Origin of the sequence: Streptomyces sp. B21-083, assembly GCF_036898825.1 — a bacterium.
Classification (GTDB): domain Bacteria; phylum Actinomycetota; class Actinomycetes; order Streptomycetales; family Streptomycetaceae; genus Streptomyces.
In genome coordinates, this window is the sequence record NZ_JARUND010000002.1 from 3,735,222 (window position 1) to 3,760,603 (window position 25,382).

Genomic DNA, 25,382 nt, shown 5'->3' on the forward strand with positions numbered 1-25,382 from the left:
GAAAGCCTCGTGGACTCGTGTCCTTAGAGGCCCATGTCCTTCGCGATGATCGACTTCATGATCTCGCTGGTGCCGCCGTAGATCCGGTTGACGCGGTTGTCGGCGTACAGACGGGCGATCGGGTACTCGTTCATGAAGCCGTAGCCGCCGTGCAGCTGGAGGCAGCGGTCGATCACGCGGTGCGCGACCTCGGTGCAGAACAGCTTGGCGCTGGCGGCCTCGGCCGGGGTCAGCTCGCCCGCGTCCAGCGCCTCGGTGGCGCGGTCGGCGACGGCCTCGGCGGCGTCCACCTCGGCCTTGCAGGCGGCCAGCTCGAACTTGGTGTTCTGGAAGTGCGCGACCGGCTTGCCGAAGACGACGCGCTCCTGGACGTACTGCTGGGCGAACCGGACGGCGGCCTTGGCCTGCGCGTAGGCGCCGTAGGCGATGCCCCAGCGCTCGGAGGCGAGGTTGTGGCCGAGGTAGGAGAAGCCCTTGTTCTCCTCACCGAGGAGGTTCTCGACGGGCACCTTGACGTCGACGAACGCCAGCTCGGCGGTGTCGGAGGTCTTCAGGCCGAGCTTGTCCAGCTTGCGGCCGATCGAGTAGCCCTCGGACTTGGTGTCCACCACGAGGAGGGATATGCCGTGGCGGCGGTCCTCGCTGCTGGGCGCGTCGGTGCGGGCGCAGACGATCATCTGGTCGGCGTGGACGCCACCGGTGATGAAGGTCTTGGAGCCGTTGAGGACGTAGTGCGTGCCGTCCTCGCTCAGCTTGGCGGTGGTCTTCATGCCCGCGAGGTCGGAGCCGGTGCCCGGCTCGGTCATCGCGATCGCCCACATCTCCTCACCGGAGACAAACTTCGGCAGGTAGCGCTTCTTCTGCTCGTCGTTGGCGAGCAGTTTGACGTACGGCAGACCGAGCAGCACGTGCACACCGGAGCCACCGAAGGACACACCCGCGCGCGCGGTCTCCTCGTACAGGATGGCCTCGAACTTGTACGAGTCGATGCCGGCGCCGCCGTACTCCTCGTCGACGCGGATGCCGAAGACGCCCAGCTCGGCGAGCTTGTAGTAGAAGTCACGCGGCGCCTGGCCGGCGGCGAACCACTCGTCGTAGACGGGAACGACCTCGGCCTCGATGAAGGCGCGAATGGTCTCCCGGAACGCCTCGTGGTCCTCGTTGAACACAGTACGGCGCACGGCCCGCACCTCTCTCTTCCAGATCGCTTCCCGACGGCTAAGCGCTTGCTCAGATCAACCGTACCCGCGAGTACGAATCGCCGTCCAGAGGAGTCGCGCCGTAACGCTCATCACTCCCCCGCCGCGCCGAACGCGCCGCGCGCCATTCGGTGCAGCAGGCCGGCCGTGACGGCCCGGCCCGGGAGGCCGCCCGGGCGGCCCAGGTGGGGGGTCGAGTTCAGCAGGCCGAAGACCGAGTGGACGGCCGAGCGGGCAGCCGGTTCGGGCAGCTCCGGGTACACCTCGCGCACCACCTCCACCCACAGCTCGACGTACTGCCGCTGAAGCTGGCGCACCAGCTTGCGGTCGCTGTCGCGCAGGCGGTCCAGTTCGCGGTCGTGGAGGGTGATCAGGGGGCGGTCGTCGAGGGCGAAGTCGATGTGACCCTCGATGAGGGAGTCGAGGAGCGCCTCGGGGTCCCCGCCGGCCTCCGCGACCCGCCGCTTGCCGCCGGTCAGAAGCTGGCCGCTGATACCCACCAGCAGCTCGGCGAGCATCGCGTCCTTGCCCGGGAAGTGGCGGTACAGGCCGGGGCCGCTGATGCCCACGGCCGCCCCTATCTCGTCCACACCCACACCGTGGAAACCGCGCTCGGCGAAGAGCCTCGCGGCCTCCTTGAGGATCTGTTCGCGGCGGGTCGGGGCGTCGGTTCTCGTGGCCATGCAAATGATTCTAGACACGGAGGTTAGCGGTCGTTAACCTGAAGGGGTTGGGTTAACGCTCATTAACTTGTCGACCATCAGCCAACCACTGGGTGACCTGGGTAAGGGGACCGCAGGATGCAGGAGGCACCGGAGCTCCACAGCGCGGCGGACCCCGCGTCGGAGGCCTGGCGGGCCAACGAGGCGGCTCACCGCGCGCTGGTCGAGGAACTGCGCGGAAAGCTGGCCGCGGCCCGGCTGGGCGGGGGCGAGAAGGCCCGGAACCGGCACACCGCGCGCGGGAAGCTGCTTCCCCGGGAGCGGGTCGACCGGCTCCTCGACCCCGGGTCGCCCTTCCTGGAGCTCGCTCCCCTCGCCGCCGACGGGATGTACGAGGGGCAGGCGCCCGCCGCCGGTGTCATCGCCGGGATCGGCCGGGTCAGCGGGCGTGAGTGCGTGATCGTCGCCAACGACGCCACCGTCAAGGGCGGCACGTACTACCCGATGACCGTCAAGAAGCATCTGCGCGCGCAGGAGGTCGCCCTCGACAACCGGCTTCCCTGCATCTACCTCGTGGACTCCGGGGGCGCCTTCCTGCCCATGCAGGACGAGGTCTTCCCCGACCGTGACCACTTCGGGCGGATCTTCTTCAACCAGGCGCGGATGTCCGGCGCCGGCATTCCGCAGATCGCCGCCGTGCTGGGGTCCTGCACGGCCGGCGGTGCCTACGTTCCCGCCATGAGCGACGAAGCCGTCATCGTCCGCAACCAGGGGACCATCTTCCTGGGCGGGCCTCCGCTGGTGAAGGCCGCCACGGGTGAGGTCGTCACCGCCGAGGAGCTGGGCGGAGGGGATGTCCACGCGCGCGTGTCGGGCGTCACCGACCATCTCGCCGAGGACGACGCGCACGCCCTGCGCATCGTCCGCAACATCGCCGCCACCCTTCCCGCGCGCGGGCCACTGCCCTGGGACGTCCGGTCCTCCGTCGAGCCCAAGGTCGACCCCCACGGGCTCTACGGCGCCGTGCCCGTCGACTCCCGCACCCCCTATGACGTACGGGAGATCATCGCGCGCGTGGTCGACGGTTCCGGTTTCTCGGAGTTCAAGGCCGAGTTCGGGCAGACCCTCGTCACCGGCTTCGCCCGTATCCACGGCCACCCGGTCGGGATCGTCGCCAACAACGGCATCCTGTTCTCCGAATCCGCCCAGAAGGGCGCCCACTTCATCGAGCTGTGCGACCAGCGCGGCATCCCCCTGCTGTTCCTCCAGAACATCTCCGGCTTCATGGTGGGCCGGGACTACGAGGCGGGTGGCATCGCCAAGCACGGCGCCAAGATGGTCACGGCCGTGGCCTGCACACGCGTACCCAAGCTGACGGTCGTGGTCGGCGGGTCGTACGGGGCCGGCAACTACTCGATGTGCGGCCGGGCGTATTCGCCGCGCTTCCTGTGGATGTGGCCCGGCGCCAAGATCTCGGTCATGGGCGGCGAGCAGGCCGCGTCCGTCCTCGCGACCGTCAAGCGGGACCAGTTGGAGGCCCGCGGGGAGACCTGGCCGGCGGCCGACGAGGACGCCTTCAAGGACCCGATCCGCGCGCAGTACGAGCGCCAGGGCAACGCCTACTACGCGACGGCCCGGCTCTGGGACGACGGGGTCATCGACCCGCTGGAGACCCGCCAGGTACTGGGACTCGCTCTCACCGCCTGCGCCAACGCGCCGCTGGGTGACCCCCAGTTCGGCGTCTTCCGGATGTGAGGGGCTCCACGACGATGAAAGGCACGATGAAGGGCTTCAGCACGATGTTCGACACAGTCCTCGTGGCCAACCGGGGCGAGATCGCCGTACGCGTCATCCGTACGCTGCGCTCCCTCGGGGTGCGCTCGGTGGCCGTTCACTCCGACGCGGATGCCGACGCCCGGCACGTCCGGGAGGCCGACACGGCGGTACGGATCGGGCCGGCGGCAGCGGCGGAGAGCTATCTGTCCGTCCCCCGTCTCCTCGAAGCCGCCGCCCGCACCGGCGCGCAGGCGGTGCACCCCGGGTACGGCTTCCTCGCCGAGAACGCCGCCTTCGCGCGCGCGTGCACCGAGGCAGGGCTGGCGTTCATCGGCCCCCCGGCGGACGCGATCGCCCTCATGGGCGACAAGATCCGCGCCAAGGAGACGGTCCGGGCGGCCGGGGTCCCGGTGGTCCCCGGGTCGAGCGGCAGCGGCCTCACGGACGCCGAACTGGCCGACGCGGCACGGGAGATCGGCATGCCCGTGCTCCTCAAGCCGAGCGCGGGCGGCGGCGGCAAGGGTATGCGGCTGGTCAGGGACGCTGCCGCCCTGGGCGAGGAGATCGCCGCCGCGCGGCGCGAGGCCCGCGCCTCCTTCGGCGACGACACGCTCCTCGTCGAACGGTGGGTGGACCGGCCCCGGCACATCGAGATCCAGGTCCTGGCCGACGCCCATGGGGATGTGGTGCACCTGGGCGAGCGCGAGTGCTCGCTCCAGCGGCGCCACCAGAAGCTCATCGAGGAGGCGCCCAGCGTGCTCCTCGACGAGCGGACCCGGGCCGCGATGGGCGAGGCGGCGGTCCAGGCGGCGCGCTCGTGCGGGTACGAGGGCGCGGGCACGGTCGAGTTCATCGTCCCTGGCAGCGACCCGTCGTCGTACTACTTCATGGAGATGAACACCCGCCTCCAGGTCGAGCATCCGGTGACGGAGCTGGTCACCGGCCTCGACCTGGTGGAATGGCAGCTGCGGGTGGCGGCGGGCGAGCCCCTGTCCTTCGGACAGGAGGAGATCCGCCTGACCGGGCACGCCGTGGAGGCCCGTATCTGCGCGGAGACGGTCTCCGTGCGGGAGGGCGCGCGAGGGTTCCTGCCGTCCGGCGGCACCGTGCTCGCCCTGCGCGAACCCTCCGGTGACGGCGTACGCACCGACTCCGGACTGAGCGAGGGCACGGAGGTCGGTTCGCTGTACGACCCGATGCTGTCCAAGGTGATCGCGTACGGCCCCGACCGGGCGACGGCGCTCAGAAAGCTCCGGGCGGCCCTCGCGGAGACGGTCACGCTGGGCGTGCCGACGAACGCCGGTTTCCTGCGCCGCCTTCTCGCCCATCCGGCGGTCGTGGCGGGGGAGTTGGACACGGGGTTGGTGGAGCGCGAGGTCGACTCCCTCGTCCCGGACGGCGTTCCGGAGGAGGTCTACGAGGCGGCGGCGGCCGTACGACAGGAGGCGCTGCGGCCGAAGGCGACGGAGGGCGGCTGGACGGACCCCTTCTCCGTGCCGAGCGGCTGGCGGCTGGGGGGCACGCCCAAGCCGCCGGCCTTCTGGCTGCGGGTGCAGGACCCCGTGGAGTACGTCCCCCGTGGCACCCACACGGTCACCGACACCCAGGTGTCCGTGGTCCTGGACGGCGTCCGGCACACCTTCCACCGCGCCGCCGACTGGCTCGGCCGGGACGGCGACGCGTGGCAGGTGCGCGACCACGACCCGGTGGCGGCCTCGCTCACCGGCGCCGCCCACGCGGGAGCCGACTCGCTGACCGCCCCGATGCCCGGCACGGTGACGGTGGTCAAGGTGGCGGTCGGGGACGAAGTGGCCGCCGGTCAGAGCCTGTTGGTGGTCGAGGCGATGAAGATGGAGCACGTCATCGCCGCCCCGCACGCGGGCACGGTCGCCGAGCTGGACGTCACCCCGGGGACGACCGTCGCCATGGACCAGGTACTCGCCGTGATCACGCCTGTGGATTCCCTGCCACAGCCCTCGGCAGAGGAGGAGAAATGACGCTTCCCATGGTCGTGCCGGCCCCGGATCTGCCCGCGCGGGTCAGGATCCACGAGGTCGGCGCACGTGACGGGCTGCAGAACGAGAAGACGACCGTCCCGACGGAGGTGAAGGCGCAGTTCATCCGCCGCCTGGCCGCCGCGGGCCTGACGACGATCGAGGCGACCAGCTTCGTCCACCCCAGGTGGGTGCCCCAACTCGCGGACGCGGAGGATCTGTACCCGCAGGTCAGCGATCTGCCCGTACGTCTGCCGGTGCTCGTTCCGAACGAACGCGGGCTGGACCGGGCCCTGGCGCTGGGCGCACGCCAGGTCGCCGTGTTCGCCAGCGCGACGGAGTCCTTCGCGAAGGCCAACCTCAACCGGACGGTCGACGAGGCGCTGGCGATGTTCGAGCCGGTGGTGTCCCGGGCCAAGGCGGAGAACGCGTCGGTCCGCGGCTATCTCTCCATGTGCTTCGGCGACCCGTGGGAGGGCCCCGTGCCCGTCGCGCAGGTCGTCCGGGTGTGCCGGGCGCTGCTGGACACGGGCTGTGACGAACTGAGCCTGGGCGACACGATCGGGGTCGCGACGCCGGGTCATGTGCGGCGCCTGCTGGTCGAGTTGAACGAGGCCTCCGTACCGACGTCGGCCCTTGCCGTGCACTTCCACGACACCTACGGCCAGGCCCTCGCCAACACCCTGGCCGCGCTCCAGCACGGCGTCACCACCGTGGACGCCTCCGCGGGCGGCCTCGGCGGCTGCCCGTTCGCCAAGTCGGCGACCGGCAACCTGGCCACCGAGGACCTGGTGTGGATGCTCCAGGGCCTCGGCATCGAGACCGGAGTCGACCTCGGCCACCTCGTCGCCACGAGCACGTGGATGGCCGACCAGCTCGGCCGCCCGAGCCCGTCCCGCACCGTACGAGCCCTTTCCCACCAGGATTCCGAGGAATCCGCGGAATCCCAGGAGCCGTGAGGACCATGGACCACAAGCTCTCTCCCGAACTGGAAGAACTGCGCCGTACGGTCGAGGCGTTCGCGCACGACGTCGTGGCCCCGAAGATCGGCGACTTCTACGAGCGGCACGAGTTCCCGTACGAGATCGTCCGCGAGATGGGCAGGATGGGCCTGTTCGGACTGCCGTTCCCCGAGGAGTACGGCGGAATGGGCGGCGACTATCTGGCGCTGGGCATCGCGCTGGAGGAGCTGGCGCGGGTCGACTCGTCGGTGGCGATCACCCTGGAGGCCGGGGTCTCGCTGGGCGCGATGCCCATCCACCTGTTCGGCACCGAGGCGCAGAAGCGCGAGTGGCTCCCGCGCCTGTGCGCCGGCGAGATCCTGGGCGCGTTCGGCCTGACGGAACCGGACGGCGGCTCGGACGCGGGTGCGACCCGGACGACGGCACGCCTGGACCCGGACACCGATGAATGGGTGATCAACGGTACGAAGTGCTTCATCACCAACTCCGGCACGGACATCACGGGCTTCGTGACGGTGACGGCGGTGACGGGCCGCAAGCCGGACGGCAGGCCGCTCATCTCCGCGATCCTGGTCCCGTCGGGCACGCCGGGCTTCACGGTCGCGGCGCCGTACTCGAAGGTCGGCTGGAACGCCTCGGACACCCGCGAGCTGTCCTTCGCGGACGTACGGGTCCCGGCCGCGAACCTGATCGGCGAGCAGGGGCGCGGCTACGCCCAGTTCCTGCGCATCCTCGACGAGGGGCGCGTCGCGATCGCGGCGCTGGCGACCGGACTCGCCCAGGGCTGCGTGGACGAGTCCGTGAAGTACGCCAAGGAACGGCAGGCGTTCGGGCGCCCGATCGGCGCCAACCAGGCGATCCAGTTCAAGATCGCGGACATGGAGATGAAGGCCCACACGTCCCGCCTGGCCTGGCGGGACGCGGCCTCCCGTCTGGTCACGGGCGAGCCCTTCAAGAAGGAAGCGGCCCTGGCCAAGCTGTACTCGTCCACGATCGCCGTGGACAACGCCCGCGACGCTACCCAGATCCACGGCGGCTACGGCTTCATGAACGAGTACCCGGTGGCCCGGATGTGGCGCGACTCCAAGATCCTGGAGATCGGGGAGGGCACGAGCGAGGTCCAACGGATGCTTATCGCACGGGAGTTGGGCTTGGGGCTGGAGATGGCGGGCTGAGGCCCACGGACAGGGCCCCGGTGATCGCGGCGGTGTGCCGATAGGCGACCCGGGCCGCCGTGACGACCTGTTCCTGCGCCTCGGGGTCGGTGAGGGCCTGGTTCATACGGGAGGTGAAGCGGGCCCAGCGGTCGCGGTCACCGCTGGTGTAGTAGGCGACGCCGGCTGTGCCGTCGTCCCTTCCGGGCAGGTGGTAGGCGGCGGTGACGTACGGGTGCAGGAAGAGGGCGCCGAGCGTCGAGCCCTCCATGACGTAGAGGAACCCGAGGAGGGAGGGGAGACCGCGAAGGTCGGCCTCGGCTGCCCGCTGCCGTATCTCCGCCGCGAACGCTTCGGCTTCGGCGGCGGCCGAGGGGGCGAGAGCAGTACGTGGCGACGCGGTACTCGGCGACGCGGTACTCGGTGCGGTGCCGAGGTTCGCGAAGTAGGCCAGGTCGCGATCGATGAGGGGGAGTTTGACGAGGTCGGGTGACCATACGCGGTCAGATGCAGCCGACTCCGCGAGCCGGGACAGCTCCCCTTCCAGGGCTCCCAACACCACCCGGTAGGCGGCGAGTTGGCCGACGTACCGCTCGACTGGCAGGGTCCCGGCGAGCATCGCGCTCGCGAACGGGGTGGCCTCCAGGGCGTCGTGCCAGTCACGGGTACTCGTCCGCAGCCGCTCGACCATCGTGACCGGGGCCGCCGTCATGCGCCGCTCCGCTGCAGGAGGGTCTCATGGAGACGGTCGATGAGATGCCCCTTGCGTTCGATGGTGAGGTCGAAGTAGGCCGCGCTGCGGTCGGACCGGCACACCCGGTACACGCTCTCCTTGGCCTCCCGCTTCAGCCGGACCGCTTCGGCGGCGAGTGAGAGAAGCGTCGGCTCCAGTTTCGGATGCCCGAGGACGTACGACTTCAACTGCTCCCCGGAGAGTGCCGGTCGGGACGACTCGGGGTCGAGCAGTTCGAGGAAGACCCGGTTGCTGAGCCCGTCGTAGTCCTCGTGGATCCGGCCGCCGCCGAACTGGGGTACGAAGTCGGTGAGGTCGTTGAACAGCTGGCTCGCCAGGCCGAGTTGGCGCATGGCGGCGTCCAGGGTGTACTGCTCGTCGTCGACGACGCGCAGGGCAGCGAGAGCCGAGTCGAGCGGCATCCGGAAGAGGGTTCCGGTCTTGAGGGCGGCCAGTGACTCCCAGTAGGCCACGCGCTCTTCGAGGGGCGCGGCCAGCAACTCGGCGCGGGTCTCGGGCGTATGCGTGGACAGGTCGACGGCCTGTCCGGTGAAGCCGCTCTCGACGGCCCGCGCGAGGCTGTCCACGACGACGGGGTCGGCGGCGTGCCGCAGGACGGCCGCGATCAGCCAGGACCCGGTGTTGAGCGCGAGCGGCACACCATGGGTGACGTGGAGGGCGGGTTCGCCGTAGCGGACGTCGCTGCCGTCCTGGATGTCGTCGATGGCGACGAATGCCTTGAGCATGACCCGCACGGCGACGGCGGCCCGCCGCACGACGGCCAGGTCGGCAGAGGAAACGTCACCCCCCGTCCCGTTCCCGATCCCGGTCTCGTCGGGGAAGCCCCGGTAGTTGCGGTAGGCCCAGTACACCATCGACGGCCGCAACGGGGCCCGGTTACCGCCGGGCGCTCCGGCGGTCGGGGGCAACGCCTCCTGCCCCACCTTGGATCCGACGGCGTCGGCGACGGGCTCGTAGAGGGAGCGCCGCAGAGCGGCCTCGTAGACGGACTGCGCGGGAACCCCCGCAGGTGCGGTCAACGACGCGAGAAACTCGGCCAGATCGTCCTCCAGCAGAGAAGCGTCACTCCGCACCACCCCCGCTACCGCGTCCGACGCTTCCCCAGCCGCGCCAGCGACCTTCTCCGTGGCACCCATACCCGCCCCAGCCTCCACTTCCTGCTCCCGCCCCCGACCCCCGTCGACTGCAGAAGCGTGATCGCAACTGACATATTTCGCAAGGGAGTTCGAGGACAGGGGGGTGGCCGATGTGGCGGAATTCAGCCACTGAGCACGCCAAACAGACCCATACCCCTCTGACAAACCCGATCCCCATCGGCCTGCCGACCCATACCAGCAGCGCGGTCTTCCCCCTGGTCCTGGGACCCGACAACCTGCCCATGATCATCGACCCGGCCGAAGCGGAACAGGACATCCCCTGGCGGTCCTTTCCGCACTCACCCACGCCAAGGACCCGGCCCTCCCTGCGATATTGGAAGCACTGGCGACGGTGCTGGCCAATGTCGGCGGCAACGCCTTGGACGACTGGGCGGGAATACACCGGAATCGGCCTGGGTGACACCCCGGCCCGCGCGCTCCGGGGGAACCTCGTGGCCATGCGTCCCAGCCGCTTCCCGGGCAGCGGCACCATCGTGGAGGAATACCGCATCAACGGCTTCACCCAAGGTGAGGCCGAAGGCGAAGCCAAGGGCCGCGCGAAGGACATCCTGCGCATCCTCGACCTTCGCGGCATCGACGTCTCCGAAGCCGCCCGGGACGCATCAGCGCCTGCACCGACCTGGACGCCCTCGGCAGCCGGCTCGACCGGTCACTCACAGCGCCGCCACGGAGGAGCTGTTCACCCAGGCATAACCGCCGGAGCCGACACCGGCCGCGTGCCCGGACTCACCGATGAGAACGATCGCGTGTGTCCCCTAAACGCCACGCGGCCGAAGGCGCAGCCAGCTGCTGCCCTCGAACTCCACGGGAACGTCGTCCTCCCACGGATCGATGCCCAGAGCCTCCAGCTCGTCGAACCACCGGTCTCGCTGCGACTCGGGCAACCGCCGGCCGCACCACGGACAGAAGAGGATGCCAGTCGTCGCGGTACCGCCGTCGTGGATGATCAGCCCGTACTCCTGGAACTTCGCGACGAAGCCGACGAGCGCGTCCGGGCAGGCGTACGGATCGGCATGGACGTCGCAGTCCCAGTCCACACGGCGGGCCATCTCCGTACAGCAGTGATCGGTCACCGGCTCATCCTCCCCCACCGGGGGCGGACGAGGGACCACCTCTCGTCCGCCCCCGGTGAGGGCCCGGCACAGCTCAGATCCGGTGCACCGTGTGCAGGGTGGTGGCGTAGGTTCCCGTGCCGTCCAGGAGTGAGGCGCCGCCGAGGTCGCCCATCGTGGGCCCGTTGACGGTCTTGCGGCTGGAGAGGAACCGGCGCTTGCCGGCCGCGTCCGTGCCGAGGTGGATACCGACGTGATCGACGGTGACTGTCGGGTTGTTCGGGTCGTTCGGGGTGTCGTCACCGGAGTCGGCGTTGAAGAGGACCAGGTCGCCGGGCTGGAGCAGCGCGGCGGCGGGCGGGTTGGTGCCGTCGGTGCGGTCGATGCGTACGCCGGGGGCGTGGTCGGCCATGTGCCGGGACTTGCGCGGGATCCGGAGCCCTGTGGTGTCCTCGCCTGCGGCCATCGGAACGCCCAGGTGGTAGCCGTAGACCATGCGCGTGTACCCCGAGCAGTCGAGATTGCCGACCTGCTTGCTGGACGGCCCGGTGTGGACGCCGTCGTCGAAGGTCCAGCCGACGTTCATGTACTCGTGGAAGTCGGCGCCCTCGTACCGGTAGCCCTGGGGATCGAGATACCCGTACCCGGCCTCGCCCAGCACCTGCTTGCCCTGGGCCGGTCCGGCCCCGGCCGTCACCGCGGGCGCGTCGCCGAGGAACATGGCGGCGTACGCGAGCACGTCAGGGGCAGTGGATCCGGCCCACGTACGTATGACGGCTTCTGTCTCCTCGTTCCAGTTGCCGTCGAAGGGCTGGGGCAGCACCCGTACCCAGTCGCCGTGGGTGACGCTCGGCGGGGTGTCCCAGTTGGCGGCGTCCACCTGGAAACGGCTGACGGCGAGTGTGACCGGCAGGTTGGTGCACCCGGTTGCGGCCAGCGCGCGCAGTCCCACGCGTCCCTTGCCGAAGGTGGAGTCGCTGACCTCGACGGCCCAGGCGGACGGCTCCGCCGACGCCGACGCCCACGCCTTGGCCCGGATGACCGCCCCCTCCCGCCGCACCCGGATCGTCCAACGGGTGCCTGCGGACACCCCGGTGGCAAGGGTCACCGGGGAGGCCAACTGCCCTACGACGTCGGCGACTTCCTTCTCGACGCGCAGTTGGACAGCGCCTGTGGTGAGAAAGGACAGCCGGGCCCGGTAGTTGTTGTGCGTGTTCTGATAACCGAAGGACAGCGCGTACGAACACGCGTCCCCCGCAGGCACCTTGTCGAACGACGCCACCGCCCGCACGTCGACGTCGGTGATCTCGTCGTCCCGCAGGCTGGCGTGCCGACTGACGTTCTCCGTGGTCAGGGCGATTCTCCCGACCCCTGGCACGACCGAGAAGTCGGTGTCGACACCCCCGAGTGTGGACCAACTGCCGCCCCCGGGCGAGGTACCCCAGTACGCCCGGCTCGTCTCCGGCAGCGACAGATCCGGCAGGGTGCGCTGGAAGTCGTCCACGAAGAGTCGCTTGTTCTCGGCGAACGTCCGCTGCGGGCCCGGCAGTACGACGGACCGAGCACCGTGCGTGAGCAGCGCGACGCGCTTGCCGCCTGAGGTGACCTCGGTGCGGGACGGGGTTCCGGGGAGGACGGTGGCGGTGAGCGCGGCGCCGAGGGTCAGGGAGGCGAAGTAGGAGGCGTTCAGCGGGGGGAGGGTCACTGCCGAACGGGCGCCTGCGGCAAGGGCGTTCGCTGCCACGCCGGTCGTCGGCGCGAAGGGCGGGACGGACACGGACGAGCCGGCGGCGCGGGCCGGAGCAACGGTCAGACCGGCCAACGGCACGGAGGCCGCGGTGGCTGCGATGGCGGTGAGCAGGTGACGCCGTGAGGTGGTGGTCATGGCGGACATGATCTCGTACGGCGTCACGATGGGCCGGTGTGCGAGTGGTCGGCCGGTCGGCCGGACTCAGGTGAGCCGCCCCGGAGCGGGAGGCGGCGCCGCCACCCATGCCGCCGGTACGCCCGCCGGCATGCCCGGAAGCCGCCGCCGCGGGCTGCCCCCACCGGCGGAACTACACACGTGCCGCCCTGTCCCAGCCGTCCTCCGCGAGCATGACCAGGAGGAACGACAGCAGGTCGGTCGACGACTGCGTGGTCTCGGCGCCGCCGGTGAGATGGACCGAGACGGCGGCCACGCCGGTGCCGCGCATGCCGGTCACGGGCCAACACGATGAAGGTGGTGAAGACGGTGAAGGTGGAGGGGACGGCGAAGACGGAAGACCTGGGCCGACCCCTGGACCTCAAGTGAGGTTAGGCTAACCTTCCTAGCGGATTGTCCGGCGGACCGAACCGCCCCGTTCGAAAGCAGCCATCTCATGCCCAACGCCCGTGCCACCCACCTCTCCCGCCGCGGCATCCTCGCCGCAGGCGGCGCCCTCGGCCTCGGTGCCGTCCTCGCCGCCTGCGGGGACGAGGACGCGAAAAACGGTGGCGCGGGCGCGGACGCGTCGAAGGCCGGCGCGACTCCCCCCGCCGGGCCCTGGACGTTCGAGGACGACCGCGGCCAGACCGCCAAGGCCGACAAGGTGCCCTCCAGCATCGTCGCCTTCACCGGTGTCGCCGCCGCGCTCCACGACTACGGCGTCGAGGTCAGGGGCGTCTTCGGCCCGACCACGACCAAGGACGGCAAGGCAGACGTCCAGGCCGGCGACATGGACGTCACCAAGGTGACCGTCCTCGGCAACGAGTGGGGCCAGTTCAACATCGAGAAGTACGCGGCCCTCGCCCCGGACCTCCTCGTCACCACGATGTTCGACAGCGCGGGCACCCTCTGGTACGTCCCTGAGGAGTCCAAGGAGAAGATCCTCGCCGTCGGCGCCCCGACCGTCGGCATCTCCGTGTTCGACGTCCAGCTCGACCAGCCGCTGCGGCGCATGCTGGAGCTGGCGAAGACCCTCGGCGCGGACACCACCTCCGCCAAGGTGACCGCCGCGAAGAAGGCATTCGAGGACGCCGCCGCCCGACTGCGCGCCGCCACCAGGGCCAAGCCGAACGTCAAGGTGCTGGTCGGTTCCGCGAGCCAGGACATCTTCTACGTCTCCGGCTCCAACCTCTCCGTCGACCTGGAGTACTTCAAGGCCCTCGGCGTGAACTTCGTCGAGCCCGCCGCCGACGTCCTGAAGGCGAGCGGCGGCTGGTACGAGAGCCTGAGCTGGGAGAACGTCGACAAGTACAAGGCCGACGTGATCATGATGGACAACCGTACGTCGGCCATTCAGCCCGCCGACATCACCGAGGCGACCTGGAAGCAGTTGCCTGCGGTGAAGGCGGGTCAGGTGATCGCGCGTAATCCCGAGCCGATCCTGTCGTACGACAAGTGCGTGCCGCTTCTCACGAGCCTCGCGGAGGCGATCGAGAACGCGAAGAAGGTCGGTTGACACCGGGCACCTTGATTCGCGCCGTGAGTGTGCTCGTTCGTGGGGAGCCGCGCGTCCGCTGTGGCTGGTCGCGCAGTTCCCCGCGCCCCTTTCAGGGGCGTGCCATCCGCGCCCCCTGACCCCACTTCAGGAGGACTCATGACGACCGCCGTCGCCGCCCCCTTCCGGTTCTTCGCCCTCCAAGTAGTTCGCACCGCCCGCCTCGGGCCATCCCTCCTCCGCATCACCTTCGCCGGGGACGATCTGTCGGACTTCTTCTCCGACGGGCGCGATCAGAGTCTCTCCCTCTTTCTTCCGCACCCGGGGCAGGACGCCCCCGCCGTGCCCGTCGAGCTGGGCGACGGATGGTGGCAGGGGTGGCGTGAACTCCCGGACGACGTACGGGCGGTGCTGCGCTCGTACACGCTCCGCGCTCTGCGCGCCGACGCTCACGGTCGTACGACGGAGATCGACATCGACTTCGTGCTGCACGGCGTCGAACCCGGCGCCGTCGCCCCCGCCGGGCCCGCCTCCCTCTGGGCCTCCCGGGCGGGCGTCGGGGACCGGGTCCTGGTGCTCGGGCCGGCGATCGCCGACAACCGCGCGATCCGCTTCTGCCCGCCGACCGGCACCGATCTCGTCGTCATCTGGGCGGACGAGACCGCCGTACCGGCCGCCTCCGCGATCCTCGAATCGCTGCCCGCCGGCACCCGGGCCCAGGTCTGGCTGGAGGCCGGGCACGCCGGCGACATGCAGGATCTGGTGACCGCCGCCGACGCCGAGATCACCTGGCTCGTGCGCGGCGCGGTCACCGGTGCGGGCGTCGGCACCCCCACCGCCCTGGAAGCGATCCGGGCCGCCCGACTCCCTTTCGCCGAGCGGCCGTACGTCTGGATCGCGGGCGAGTCGTCCGCCGTGAAGGAGCTGCGCCGGCATCTCGTACGGGAGCGCGGTGTCGACCGTCGGGCCGTCACCTTCGTCGGTTACTGGCGGCGCGGGCTGAGCGAGGAACAGCTGCGTGAGCAGCCCGAATGACGGGAGAGGCCCAGGTCACAGCCGTGACGGTGGGACCGGTGATTCACAGAAACTTAGGTTAGGCTAACCTAAGTTAATCGTTCGGCCGTTCGGCATGCTGAACCAGCACCTGCCCTCTCTGTTTCCCGGAGGCTCCCCCGATGCGCTCGCACCTGCTCAATGACACGACCGCGGAGCGGTACCGCCGTTCCGTGACCGAAGGAGTCGAGCGGGTGGCGGCGAAACTCGCCACCACGGACCGTCCGTTCACCGGCGTCACGGTCGACGCCCTCGCCCCCCGCATCGACCGGATCGACCTGGACCGCCCCCTCCTCGACGAGGCCGCCGCCCTCGACGAGCTCGAAGAGGTCTATCTGCGCGACGCGGTCTACTTCCACCACCCGCGCTACCTCGCCCACCTCAACTGCCCGGTCGTCATACCGGCGGTGCTCGGCGAGGCCATCCTCTCCGCCGTCAACTCCTCCCTCGACACCTGGGACCAGTCGGCCGGCGGCACCCTCATCGAGCGCAAACTGATCGACTGGACCAACGAGCGCATCGGCCTCGGCCCCGCCGCCGACGGCATCTTCACCAGCGGCGGCAGCCAGTCCAACCTCCAGGCGCTGCTGCTGGCCCGGGAGGAGGCGAAGAGCGAGTCCACCGCCGACCTGCGTATCCTCGCCTCCGAGGTCAGCCACTTCAGCGTGAAGAAGTCCGCGAAGCTCCTCGGACTGAGCCCCGACGCTGTCGTCTCCATCCCCGTCGGCCACGACAAGCGCATGCAAACTGTCGCCCTCGCCCACGAGTTGGAGCGCTGCCGACGCGACGGGCTGGTCGCGATGGCCGTCGTCGCCACCGCCGGCACCACCGACTTCGGCTCCATCGATCCGCTCCCCGAGATCGCCGAACTCTGTGCCCAGTACGGCACTTGGCTGCACGTCGACGCCGCCTACGGCTGTGGACTGCTCGCCTCGGTCAAGCGCCGGGACCTTCTCACCGGCATCGAGCGCGCCGACTCGGTAACCGTCGACTACCACAAGTCCTTCTTCCAGCCGGTGAGTTCGAGCGCGGTGCTGGTCCGGGACGCGGCCACGCTCCGGCACGCCACCTATCACGCTGAGTACCTCAACCCGCGTCGCATGGTGCAGGAGCGCATCCCCAACCAGGTCGACAAGTCACTGCAGACGACCCGTCGTTTCGACGCGCTCAAGCTGTGGATGACCCTGCGCGTGATGGGCGCCGACGGTATCGGCGAACTCTTCGACGAGGTCTGCGACCTGGCCCAGGAGGGCTGGGAGATCCTTGCCGCCGACCCGCGCTACGACGTCGTCGTCGAGCCCTCCCTCTCCACCCTCGTCTTCCGCTACATCCCCGCCGCCGTCACCGACCCCGCGGACATCGACCGCGCCAACCTGTACGCCCGCAAGGCCCTGTTCGCCTCCGGTGCGGCCGTGGTCGCGGGGACGAAGGTCGGCGCACGGCACTACCTCAAGTTCACCCTGCTCAACCCCGAGACGACGACGGACGACATCACCGCCGTACTCGACCTGATCGCCGGCCATGCCGAGCAGTACCTTGGAGCATCCGTTGACCGCGTCGCTTCCTGAAGCCGCAGCCAAGACGAACCACACCTACGACTTCATAGGGATCGGTCTCGGCCCGTTCAACCTCGGACTCGCCTGTCTCACCGAGCCGATCGCCGAACTCGACGGCCTCTTCCTCGAATCGAAGCCCGACTTCGAATGGCATTCGGGAATGTTCCTCGACGGCGCACATCTCCAGACGCCGTTCATGTCGGACCTCGTCACCCTCGCCGATCCGACCTCCCCGTACTCCTTCCTCAACTATCTGAAGGAATCGGGCCGTCTCTACTCGTTCTACATCCGCGAGAACTTCTATCCCCTGCGCGTCGAGTACGACGACTACTGTCGCTGGGCCGCCGGCAAACTCCGCAGCGTCCGCTTCAACACCACGGTCGCGGAGGTGACTTACGAGGACGAGGACGAGCTGTACGTGGTCCGCACGGTGGCCGGTGATGTGTACCGGGCGCGCAAGCTCGTCCTCGGCACCGGTACTCCCCCGTACGTCCCGGAGGCGTGTGCGGACCTGGCCGGCGACTTCATCCACAACTCCCAGTACATGCGGCACAAGCGGGAGTTGCAGACCAAGGAGTCGATCACGCTCGTCGGCAGCGGTCAGTCCGCCGCCGAGATCTACCACGACCTCCTCAGCGAGATCGACGTCCACGGCTACCGGCTCAACTGGGTGACGCGCTCGCCGCGTTTCTTCCCGCTCGAATACACCAAGCTGACGCTGGAGATGACCTCCCCGGAGTACATCGACTACTTCCGCGCGCTGCCCGAGCGGACCCGTTACCGCCTCACGCAGGAGCAGAAGGGCCTGTTCAAGGGGATCGACGGCGAGCTGATCAACGAGATCTTCGACCTGCTCTACCGGAAGAACCTCGGCGGCCCGGTCCCCACCCGTCTGCTCACCAACTCCGCGTTGAACACGGTGACTTACGAGAGCGGCAACGAAAACGGCAGCAGCAGCGGGACGTACACCCTCGGGCTGCGCCAGGAGGAGCAGGAGAAGGACTACACGCTGGACACCCAGGGTCTGATCCTCGCCACCGGCTACAAGTACGCCGAGCCCGAGTTCCTCAGGCCCGTCCGCGACCGGCTGCGCTACGACACCCAGGGCAACTTCGACATCGCCCGCAACTACTCGATCGACACGACCGGACGCGGGATCTTCCTGCAGAACTCCGGTGTCCACACTCACTCGATCACCTCACCCGACCTGGGCATGGGCGCGTACCGCAACAGCTTCATCATCGGCGAGCTGCTCGGCAGCGAGTACTACCCGGTCGAGAAGACCATCGCCTTCCAGGAGTTCGCCGTATGAGCACCTCAACCGCCGTAGGCAGCCTGACCGTTCGCGCGCTCGACCCCCTCCAGGACGCCGAGCTGCTGCACGGCTGGCTCACGCACCCCAAGGCGTCCTACTGGATGATGCAGGACTCCCGGCTCGAAGACGTCGAGCGGGCCTATATGGAGGTCGCCGCCGACGAGCACCAGGAGGCCCTGCTCGGTCTCCGGGACGGCGAACCCGCCTTCCTGATGGAGCGGTACGACCCGGTCCACCGCGAGCTGGTCGGCCTGTACGAGCCCGAGCCCGGCGACGTCGGCATGCACTTCCTGGTGCCGGCGACCGACACACCGGTGCCCGGGTTCACCAGGGCCGTCATCACCGCCGTGATGACACACCTCTTCGCGGACCCGCGTACCGCCCGCGTCGTCGTCGAGCCGGACGTCGGCAACAAGGCCGTCCACGCCCTGAACGAAGCCGTCGGGTTCGTGCCCGAGCGCGAGATACAGAAGCCGGAGAAGAAGGCGTTGCTGAGTTTCTGCACCCGCGAGCAGTTCGAGAGGGCGATGTCCGTATGAGCCTCGCCGACGCCACGGCCCATCTCTCCCCCGAACGCTGGGAGCAGGCCAACCGCCTCCTCATCCGCAAGGCCCTCGCCGAGTTCGCGCACGAACGCCTGATCACCCCCGAGCCCGAGCAGGACAAGGACGGGAATAGGGACGGGGACGGGGACGGGGACAGGTACGTCGTACTCGGCGACGACGGCCTGACCGGCTACCGCTTCACCGCCACCCGCCACGCCCTCGACCACTGGCAGGTCGACGCCGACTCCATCACCCGGCACCGCAACGGAGCCGAACTCCCGCTCGCCGCCCTCGACTTCTTCATCGAGCTGCGGAAATCGCTCGGCCTGAGCGACGAGGTCCTGCCCGTGTACCTGGAGGAGATCTCCTCCACCCTCTCCGGCACCTGCTACAAGCTCACCAAGCCGCAGATCCCCGTCGCCGAGCTCGTGAGAAGCGGCTTCCAGGAGATCGAGACCGGGATGACCGAGGGTCACCCCTGCTTCGTCGCCAACAACGGGCGGCTGGGCTTCGGCGTGCACGAGTACCTCTCGTACGCACCCGAGACCGCGAGCCCGGTCCGGCTGGTGTGGCTCGCCGCGCACCGCTCGCGCGCCGCGTTCACGGCGGGCGTCGGTATCGAGTACGAGGCCTTCCTGCGCGCGGAGTTGGGGCATGAGACGGTCGTCCGCTTCCGTACGAAACTGTCCGACCAGGGCCTCGACCCCACCGAGTATCTCTTCATCCCGGTGCACCCCTGGCAGTGGTGGAACAAGCTCAGTGTCACCTTCGCCGCCGAGATCGCCCAGCAGCACCTGGTCTGCCTGGGCGAGGGCGACGACGAGTACCTGGCCCAGCAGTCCATCCGCACCTTCTTCAACCGGTCAGCCCCCGAGAAGCACTACGTCAAAACGGCTCTCTCGGTCCTCAACATGGGCTTCATGCGCGGGCTTTCGGCCGCCTACATGGAGGCCACCCCGGCCATCAACGACTGGCTCGCCCAACTCATCGACAACGACCCGGTGTTGAAGTCGACGGGCCTGTCGATCATCCGCGAGCGCGCGGCCGTCGGCTACCGTCACCTGGAGTACGAGGCCGCCACCGACCGCTACTCCCCCTACCGCAAGATGCTGGCCGCGCTCTGGCGCGAGAGCCCGGTGCCGTCCCTCGCGGAGGGCGAGTCGCTCGCGACGATGGCCTCCCTGCTCCACGTCGACCACGAGGGCCGCTCCTTCGCCGCCGCGCTCGTCGAGCAGTCGGGCCTGCCCCCGAAGGAGTGGCTGCGCGGCTACCTCCGCGCCTACCTCACCCCGCTCCTGCACAGCTTCTACGCCTACGACCTGGTCTACATGCCGCACGGCGAGAACGTCATCCTCGTCCTGCGGGACGGCACGGTCCAGCGCGCGATCTACAAGGACATCGCCGAGGAGATCGCCGTCATGGACCCGGACGCGGTACTGCCGCCGACGGTCGAGCGGCTGCGGGTGGACGTCCCGGAGGAGAAGAAGCTCCTGTCCGTCTTCACGGACGTCTTCGACTGCTTCCTCCGCTTCCTGGCCGCGAACCTCGCCACCGAAGGCGTCCTGGAGGAGGACGACTTCTGGCGGACGGTCGCCGAGGTCACCCGCGCATACCAGGCGTCAGCGCCCGAACTCGCCGACAAGTTCCGGCAGTACGACATGTTCGCGCCCGAGTTCGCCCTGTCCTGCCTCAACCGGCTCCAACTCCGCGACAACAAGCAGATGGTGGACCTCGCGGACCCGGCAGGCGCCCTCCAGCTCGTCGGCAACCTGAAGAACCCGATCGCAGGCCGGTAAGCACACCCCGCGCACTCCCCTGTACAGACGGGCACCTCGGAGTACGGTCCTTCGAGGTGCCCGTCGTCTCGGGCATCGGGAACAATCTCCTTCATGGCGGAAATCATCCAGAAGGACGGCACATGGGTCTTCGACGGTGACGCCCTCCGGCTCACCCCGGGGCGCGACAGGAACATCAGCCTGCTCCGCAAGGACCTGGGCGAACTCGCCGTCCCCCTGGACGCATTGGCCGGTGTCTCCTTCGAGCAGGGCAGAAAGGCGGGACGCCTCAGGCTCCGGCTGCGTGACGGCGCCGACCCGCTGCTCCAGGCGACCGGCGGCAAACTGACGGACACCGACGACCCGTACCAGCTGAACGTGGAGTCCGACCGCTACGGCGTCGCCGAGTACTTCGTGGACGAAGTGCGTAACGCGCTGCTGCTCGACGAGGTGCCGTCCGGTGCCGTGGACCGGTATCTGCTGCCCGGGCCCGCCGTACCGCTGTCCGTGTCGGCCGGGGACGGCACCGCCACCTTCGACGGTGAGCACGTCCGGCTGGAGTGGAACTGGAAGACGGAGGACGCGAAGGCCGCCGCCGGCCCCCGTTCCCTGGCCGTCGCCGACATCACGGCCGTGGAGTGGCATCCGGCGGTGGGCCTGGAGAACGGCCACCTGCGTTTCGGTGTGCGCCGCGCGCCGACCAAGGCCCCGCCGAAGTACGACCCCAACTCCGTCGAGCTGTGGGGGTTCAAGAAGGACCCGTTGATGGCGTTGGTCGCGGCGGCCGTCCAGGCCCGACTGCCGCATCCGGCGGCGCCCGTGACGGACGTACCCCCACAGCGGCAGAAGGAGATCGCCGGACCCACGGCCGACAATTCACCGTCGGCCGAACACGACCACGACGCCCACCTCCGCCGTCTGCGCGAACTCGGTGAGCTGCACCGGACGGGCGTCCTCACGGACGACGAGTTCGCGCACGCCAAACAGGCGATCCTCAAGCGCATGTAGAGACGCATGCAAGGAACATGCGACTCACGCCGGAGAACCGCCTGTTGGTGTCACTCGTAACTCACTCGTACGCCCTGCCTTCTGGGCATACGCGCATGCTCAGCGTACGCGGCGCGCGACCGTGAAGCGGTCGACCTCCTCGCCTGTCTCCGCGATACCGCGCACCGTCAGCGTGGCGTGGCGGCCCTTGGCGGCGGGGGTGACGTCGACGCGCAGGAACGAGTAGTCGAGGTAGCGCACGCGCGACCAGGTGACCGTCTCGTTGACCTTGCCGTCCTTGGTGTTGATGAAGGATTCGACCGAGTCGACCTCGTTCTCGTGGCCCTCGTAGGACAGCGGGGCGGAGAACGCGTACAGGCTGCGGCCGGCCGCGCCCGCCGTCACGTAGACGACACCCTCGGACTCGGGGTACGCCGTGCCGCCGATCGGGAGCTTCTTGGTGACCGCGCCGCCCTTGATGACGTCGGTGCGCTCGTACTGGTGGTTGTGGCCGTTGATGACCAGGTCGACCGTGTACTTCTCGAACAGCGGCACCCACTCCTGGCGCACGCCCCCCTCCGAGGCGTGCGCGGTGGAGGTGCAGTAGGCGCAGTGGTGGAAGAAGACGACGACGAAGTCGACGTTCTTGGAGGCGCGGAACTTCTTGAGCTGCGCCTCCAGCCACTTGGTCTGCGTACCGCCGGAGATGCCGAGGTTGGCCGGGATCTCGAGGGAGATGTCGTTGGCGTCGAGCGAGATGACCGCCGTGTTGCCGTAGACGAAGGAGTAGACGCCGGGGAGGTTCTTCTTGTCCGGGCCGTTGTCGGGGAGGGTCCAGCGGGCGTCCTCGCCGCCGTAGCCGTTGGGCGAGTACCAGGCCTCCATGTCGTGGTTGCCGTAGGCCGGCATCCACGGGACGGACTTGGCGACCGACTCGGTCTGGGCGAGGAACTGGTCCCACACGCGCGAGTCGAAGCCGGTGTCGGAGGTCTTGCCCTGGCCGGCCGGGTCGCCGTACGCGATGTCACCGGCGTGCAGGTGGAAGGCCGGGTTCTGGCCGAGGAGCAGGCTGTTGTTGGCGAGGGCGTGGTAGCTGACACCCTCGTCGCCGAAGGCCGTGAAGGTGAACGGCTTGTTGTGGGCGGGGGCGGTGGTGAAGGTGCCGAGCGTGCCCAGCAGGTGTGCCTCGGCCGGGTCGAAGCGGGCGTGGCCGACGCCGTAGTAATACGTCCTGCCGGGGCGCAGGTGGGTGAGCTTGGCGTGCAGGTAGTACTGGGTGTGGTCGCCGCTGGCGCCGACACCGGCCGGGGTGTAGAGGGTGCGGACCTCGGCCTCTATCTTGCGGGAGAGGTCCCACGGGTGAGCGCCGATCCGGATGAAGGGCTTCTTCACCGCGACCGGGACCTGCCAGGAGACGGTGATCTCCGTGCGGGGGTCGTTGCCCCAGGCGAGGTGACGGCCGAAGGGGGCGACGAGCGCGCCGTCGACCTTCTCGGCCTGCGCGTACGTCTGCGTCGGTACGGAGGTCCGCGTCGCGGCCTGGGCGACCGCGCCCGGCACGAACGCTCCGCCCGCGACGGCGCCGACGGTGACGGCGCCGCTTCTGATCATCGTGCGCCGCGAGAACTTGGCGCGAAGGTACTCGTGCTGCTCGGCCATGCTCATGCGGTCGGCGAGCTGCTCGGGTACGCCCATGCGAGGAGTGTCCATGGCTGAAAACGGTGCTCTGAGTACCCATCTCCACGCAGGACACAGGGTGAACGGCGCTCGAACAGGGTCCCATAAGAGTTTCAACAGACCGTTGCCCGATATCGGGCAGGATTCTTGCGATTGCCCGCGCTTTACCTCAGGATCGTCAGGTGCACGACGACCTCATTGATCATCTGATGCGTACCACGCCCCTGGCCCGGGGCGAGGCGCTACGAGTGATTCAGGACGTTCTCGCCTACTTCGACGAGACAACCGAGGATTATGTCCGTCGCCGCCACCGCGAACTCCAGGGCCAGGGACTGGTGAACGCGGAGATCTTCGACCGGATCGAGGCGGACCTGAAATACCGCGCGGTCGCACCACCGGAGCTCACCCTCCGGCAACTGCGCCGCATCGTCTACGGCTAGCTCATCCACGTACGCATCCACGTACGACAGGGACAGGGACACTTATATATGTGCGGAATCGTCGGATACATCGGCAGGCGTGACGTGGCGCCGCTGCTCCTCGAAGGCCTGCAGCGCCTGGAGTACCGCGGCTACGACTCGGCGGGCATCGTCGTGACCTCGCCGAAGGCCACGGGCCTGAAGATGGTCAAGGCCAAGGGCCGGGTCCGGGACCTGGAGGCCAAGGTCCCCAAGCGCTTCGCCGGCACCACCGGCATCGCCCACACCCGCTGGGCCACGCACGGCGCCCCCTCCGACCACAACGCGCACCCGCACATGTCGACCGACAACAAGGTCGCCGTCGTCCACAACGGGATCATCGACAACGCCTCCGACCTGCGCAAGAAGCTGGAGGCCGACGGCGTCGAGTTCCTCTCCGAGACGGACACCGAGGTTCTCACCCACCTCATCGCCCGCTCCCAGGCGGAGACCCTGGAGGAGAAGGTCCGCCAGGCGCTGCGCGTGATCGAGGGCACGTACGGCATCGCGGTCATGCACGCCGACTTCCCCGACCGGATCGTGACGGCCCGCAACGGGTCGCCGGTCGTCCTCGGCATCGGCGAGAAGGAGATGTTCGTCGCCTCCGACATCGCCGCGCTGGTCACCCACACGCGGCAGATAGTGACGCTGGACGACGGCGAGATGGCCACCCTCAAGGCCGACGACTTCCGCACCTACACGACGGAGGGCACCCGCACCACGGCGGAGCCCACCACCGTGGAGTGGGAGGCCGCCTCCTACGACATGGGCGGCCACGACACCTACATGCACAAGGAGATCCACGAGCAGCCCGAGGCCGTCGACCGCGTCCTGCGCGGCCGGATCGACGACCGTTTCTCCACGGTCCACCTCGGCGGCCTCAACCTGGACGCCCGTGAGGCGCGTGCCGTGCGGCGCGTCAAGATCCTCGGCTGCGGCACCTCGTACCACGCGGGCATGATCGGCGCCCAGATGATCGAGGAGCTGGCCCGTATCCCGGCCGACGCCGAGCCGGCCTCCGAGTTCCGCTACCGCAACGCGGTCGTCGACCCCGACACCCTGTACGTGGCCGTCTCGCAGTCCGGTGAGACGTACGACGTGCTGGCCGCCGTACAGGAGCTGAAGCGCAAGGGCGCGCGGGTGCTGGGCATCGTCAACGTGGTCGGTTCGGCGATCGCCCGCGAGGCGGACGGCGGCATGTACGTGCACGCGGGCCCCGAGGTCTGCGTCGTCTCGACGAAGTGCTTCACCAACACCACGGTCGCCTTCGCGCTCCTCGCCCTGCACCTGGGCCGCACCCGGGACCTGTCGGTCCGCGACGGCAAGCGGATCATCGAGGGCCTGCGCAGGCTGCCCGGGCAGATCTCCGAGATCCTGGAGCAGGAGGAGGAGATCAGGAAGCTGGCCGAGCAGTACGCCGAGGCCCGCTCGATGCTCTTCATCGGCCGTGTCCGGGGCTACCCGGTGGCCCGCGAGGCCTCCCTGAAGCTCAAGGAGGTCTCGTACATCCACGCCGAGGCCTACCCCGCCTCGGAGTTGAAGCACGGTCCGCTGGCCCTCATCGAGCCCGCGCTGCCCACGGTCGCGATCGTCCCGAACGACGACCTCCTGGAGAAGAACCGCGCCGCCCTGGAGGAGATCAAGGCCCGCAGCGGCCGCATCCTCGCGGTGGCCCACCAGAACCAGGAGAAGGCCGACGAGACGATCATCGTCCCGAAGAACGAGGACGAGCTGGACCCGATCCTGATGGGCATTCCCCTCCAACTCCTCGCCTACCACACGGCGTTGGCCCTGGGCCGGGACATCGACAAGCCAAGGAACCTGGCAAAGTCGGTAACGGTGGAGTAGCCGACCCGCTGGTGGCTTCAAGGGGCGCGAGGAACTGCGCGACAAGCCCCCACGCAC

The 25,382-nt window shown here is 69.2% G+C and carries 21 protein-coding genes; 13 read left to right on the forward strand and 8 right to left on the reverse strand.

Translation table 11 applies throughout. From position 1 onward, the window contains the following. Positions 1-23: 23 nt before the first annotated feature. Together QA861_RS40675 and QA861_RS40680 are read right to left on the reverse strand one after the other, a co-directional pair. On the reverse strand, positions 24-1,181 hold the full coding sequence (locus QA861_RS40675) for an acyl-CoA dehydrogenase family protein (protein ID WP_334593900.1): 1,158 nt from the start codon (positions 1,179-1,181) through the stop codon (positions 24-26). Between the two features lie 110 nt (positions 1,182-1,291). Continuing rightward, positions 1,292-1,882, reverse strand: coding sequence for an SACE_7040 family transcriptional regulator (locus QA861_RS40680; protein WP_334593901.1), 591 nt, complete (start codon positions 1,880-1,882; stop codon positions 1,292-1,294). A gap of 117 nt (positions 1,883-1,999) precedes the next feature. Here QA861_RS40680 and QA861_RS40685 point away from each other — a divergent pair, with 117 nt between their 5' ends. The 4 genes from QA861_RS40685 to QA861_RS40700 are packed head-to-tail and all read left to right on the forward strand — an operon-like array spanning position 2,000 to position 7,768. Then, positions 2,000-3,616 carry a carboxyl transferase domain-containing protein gene (locus QA861_RS40685; protein ID WP_334593902.1) on the forward strand — a complete coding sequence of 539 codons (1,617 nt, stop codon included), beginning with the start codon at positions 2,000-2,002 and terminating at the stop codon, positions 3,614-3,616. A gap of 44 nt (positions 3,617-3,660) precedes the next feature. Then, on the forward strand, positions 3,661-5,634 hold the full coding sequence (locus QA861_RS40690; RefSeq protein ID WP_334595005.1) for an acetyl/propionyl/methylcrotonyl-CoA carboxylase subunit alpha: 1,974 nt from the start codon (positions 3,661-3,663) through the stop codon (positions 5,632-5,634). Then, positions 5,631-6,590 carry a hydroxymethylglutaryl-CoA lyase gene (locus QA861_RS40695; protein WP_334593903.1) on the forward strand — a complete coding sequence of 320 codons (960 nt, stop codon included), beginning with the start codon at positions 5,631-5,633 and terminating at the stop codon, positions 6,588-6,590. The genes QA861_RS40690 and QA861_RS40695 overlap by 4 nt, the downstream gene beginning before the upstream one ends. Before the next feature lie 5 nt (positions 6,591-6,595). Next, the gene (locus QA861_RS40700; protein ID WP_334593905.1) at positions 6,596-7,768 is read left to right on the forward strand and encodes an acyl-CoA dehydrogenase family protein; all 1,173 of its coding nucleotides are present in this window, start codon (positions 6,596-6,598) and stop codon (positions 7,766-7,768) included. On the opposite strand, the gene QA861_RS40705 is transcribed toward QA861_RS40700, so the two are convergent. From QA861_RS40705 to QA861_RS40725, 5 genes are all read right to left on the reverse strand, one after another. After that, positions 7,725-8,459: a biliverdin-producing heme oxygenase gene (locus QA861_RS40705; RefSeq protein WP_334593906.1), complete on the reverse strand. Its 735-nt coding sequence runs from the start codon at positions 8,457-8,459 to the stop codon at positions 7,725-7,727. The genes QA861_RS40700 and QA861_RS40705 overlap by 44 nt on opposite strands. Then, on the reverse strand, positions 8,456-9,637 hold the full coding sequence (locus QA861_RS40710) for a polyprenyl synthetase family protein (protein ID WP_334593908.1): 1,182 nt from the start codon (positions 9,635-9,637) through the stop codon (positions 8,456-8,458). The genes QA861_RS40705 and QA861_RS40710 overlap by 4 nt, the downstream gene beginning before the upstream one ends. A 776-nt stretch (positions 9,638-10,413) precedes the next feature. After that, entirely contained in the window at positions 10,414-10,731 is a 318-nt protein-coding gene (locus QA861_RS40715; protein ID WP_334593909.1) for a DUF6980 family protein, read from the reverse strand. A gap of 73 nt (positions 10,732-10,804) precedes the next feature. Next, positions 10,805-12,595, reverse strand: a complete 1,791-nt coding sequence (locus QA861_RS40720) for an NlpC/P60 family protein (protein WP_334593910.1) — start codon at positions 12,593-12,595, stop codon at positions 10,805-10,807. Positions 12,596-12,767: 172 nt separating this feature from the next. Next, on the reverse strand, positions 12,768-12,914 hold the full coding sequence (locus QA861_RS40725) for a hypothetical protein (protein ID WP_334593911.1): 147 nt from the start codon (positions 12,912-12,914) through the stop codon (positions 12,768-12,770). Between the two features lie 156 nt (positions 12,915-13,070). On the opposite strand from QA861_RS40725, the gene QA861_RS40730 reads away from it, so the two are divergent. From QA861_RS40730 to QA861_RS40760, 7 genes are all read left to right on the forward strand, one after another. Further along, entirely contained in the window at positions 13,071-14,132 is a 1,062-nt protein-coding gene (locus QA861_RS40730; RefSeq protein WP_334593912.1) for an ABC transporter substrate-binding protein, read from the forward strand. A gap of 138 nt (positions 14,133-14,270) precedes the next feature. Then, positions 14,271-15,146, forward strand: coding sequence for a siderophore-interacting protein (locus QA861_RS40735; RefSeq protein ID WP_334593913.1), 876 nt, complete (start codon positions 14,271-14,273; stop codon positions 15,144-15,146). A gap of 140 nt (positions 15,147-15,286) precedes the next feature. Further along, positions 15,287-16,732, forward strand: a complete 1,446-nt coding sequence (gene desA / locus QA861_RS40740) for a lysine decarboxylase DesA (protein ID WP_334593916.1) — start codon at positions 15,287-15,289, stop codon at positions 16,730-16,732. After that, the gene (locus QA861_RS40745; protein WP_443041642.1) at positions 16,686-18,032 is read left to right on the forward strand and encodes a lysine N(6)-hydroxylase/L-ornithine N(5)-oxygenase family protein; all 1,347 of its coding nucleotides are present in this window, start codon (positions 16,686-16,688) and stop codon (positions 18,030-18,032) included. The genes desA and QA861_RS40745 overlap by 47 nt, the downstream gene beginning before the upstream one ends. Next, positions 18,029-18,574, forward strand: coding sequence for a GNAT family N-acetyltransferase (locus QA861_RS40750; RefSeq protein WP_334593918.1), 546 nt, complete (start codon positions 18,029-18,031; stop codon positions 18,572-18,574). The genes QA861_RS40745 and QA861_RS40750 overlap by 4 nt, the downstream gene beginning before the upstream one ends. Continuing rightward, a complete protein-coding gene (locus QA861_RS40755; protein ID WP_334593919.1) occupies positions 18,571-20,376 on the forward strand; it encodes an IucA/IucC family protein in 1,806 nt (601 codons plus the stop codon). Before QA861_RS40750 ends, QA861_RS40755 begins: the two co-directional genes overlap by 4 nt. A gap of 93 nt (positions 20,377-20,469) precedes the next feature. Next, on the forward strand, positions 20,470-21,363 hold the full coding sequence (locus QA861_RS40760) for a DUF4429 domain-containing protein (RefSeq protein WP_334593921.1): 894 nt from the start codon (positions 20,470-20,472) through the stop codon (positions 21,361-21,363). Positions 21,364-21,462: 99 nt separating this feature from the next. On the opposite strand, the gene QA861_RS40765 is transcribed toward QA861_RS40760, so the two are convergent. After that, positions 21,463-23,037: a purple acid phosphatase family protein gene (locus QA861_RS40765; protein ID WP_334595006.1), complete on the reverse strand. Its 1,575-nt coding sequence runs from the start codon at positions 23,035-23,037 to the stop codon at positions 21,463-21,465. A gap of 164 nt (positions 23,038-23,201) precedes the next feature. Between QA861_RS40765 and QA861_RS40770 the strand changes: the two genes are divergently transcribed. Further along, complete coding sequence (locus QA861_RS40770) at positions 23,202-23,459, forward strand: hypothetical protein (RefSeq protein WP_334593922.1); 258 nt, start codon at positions 23,202-23,204, stop codon at positions 23,457-23,459. 48 nt (positions 23,460-23,507) lie between these two features. Beyond that, entirely contained in the window at positions 23,508-25,325 is a 1,818-nt protein-coding gene (glmS, locus tag QA861_RS40775) for a glutamine--fructose-6-phosphate transaminase (isomerizing) (RefSeq protein ID WP_334593923.1), read from the forward strand. Positions 25,326-25,382: the final 57 nt, after the last annotated feature.

Bases quoted from the DNA above. Each gene is read 5' to 3' on its own strand.
- QA861_RS40760 (WP_334593921.1), top strand. From the start codon at position 20,470: ATGGCGGAAATCATCCAGAAGGACGGCACATGGGTCTTCGACGGTGAC.
- QA861_RS40765 (WP_334595006.1), bottom strand. From the start codon at position 23,037: ATGGGCGTACCCGAGCAGCTCGCCGACCGCATGAGCATGGCCGAGCAG.
- QA861_RS40755 (WP_334593919.1), top strand. From the start codon at position 18,571: ATGAGCCTCGCCGACGCCACGGCCCATCTCTCCCCCGAACGCTGGGAG.
- QA861_RS40685 (WP_334593902.1), top strand. From the start codon at position 2,000: ATGCAGGAGGCACCGGAGCTCCACAGCGCGGCGGACCCCGCGTCGGAG.
- QA861_RS40680 (WP_334593901.1), bottom strand. From the start codon at position 1,882: ATGGCCACGAGAACCGACGCCCCGACCCGCCGCGAACAGATCCTCAAG.
- desA (WP_334593916.1), top strand. From the start codon at position 15,287: ATGCGCTCGCACCTGCTCAATGACACGACCGCGGAGCGGTACCGCCGT.
- QA861_RS40690 (WP_334595005.1), top strand. From the start codon at position 3,661: ATGTTCGACACAGTCCTCGTGGCCAACCGGGGCGAGATCGCCGTACGC.
- QA861_RS40700 (WP_334593905.1), top strand. From the start codon at position 6,596: ATGGACCACAAGCTCTCTCCCGAACTGGAAGAACTGCGCCGTACGGTC.
- QA861_RS40745 (WP_443041642.1), top strand. From the start codon at position 16,686: ATGCCGAGCAGTACCTTGGAGCATCCGTTGACCGCGTCGCTTCCTGAA.
- QA861_RS40710 (WP_334593908.1), bottom strand. From the start codon at position 9,637: ATGGGTGCCACGGAGAAGGTCGCTGGCGCGGCTGGGGAAGCGTCGGAC.
- QA861_RS40730 (WP_334593912.1), top strand. From the start codon at position 13,071: ATGCCCAACGCCCGTGCCACCCACCTCTCCCGCCGCGGCATCCTCGCC.
- glmS (WP_334593923.1), top strand. From the start codon at position 23,508: ATGTGCGGAATCGTCGGATACATCGGCAGGCGTGACGTGGCGCCGCTG.
- QA861_RS40735 (WP_334593913.1), top strand. From the start codon at position 14,271: ATGACGACCGCCGTCGCCGCCCCCTTCCGGTTCTTCGCCCTCCAAGTA.
- QA861_RS40750 (WP_334593918.1), top strand. From the start codon at position 18,029: ATGAGCACCTCAACCGCCGTAGGCAGCCTGACCGTTCGCGCGCTCGAC.
- QA861_RS40695 (WP_334593903.1), top strand. From the start codon at position 5,631: ATGACGCTTCCCATGGTCGTGCCGGCCCCGGATCTGCCCGCGCGGGTC.
- QA861_RS40720 (WP_334593910.1), bottom strand. From the start codon at position 12,595: ATGACCACCACCTCACGGCGTCACCTGCTCACCGCCATCGCAGCCACC.
- QA861_RS40705 (WP_334593906.1), bottom strand. From the start codon at position 8,459: ATGACGGCGGCCCCGGTCACGATGGTCGAGCGGCTGCGGACGAGTACC.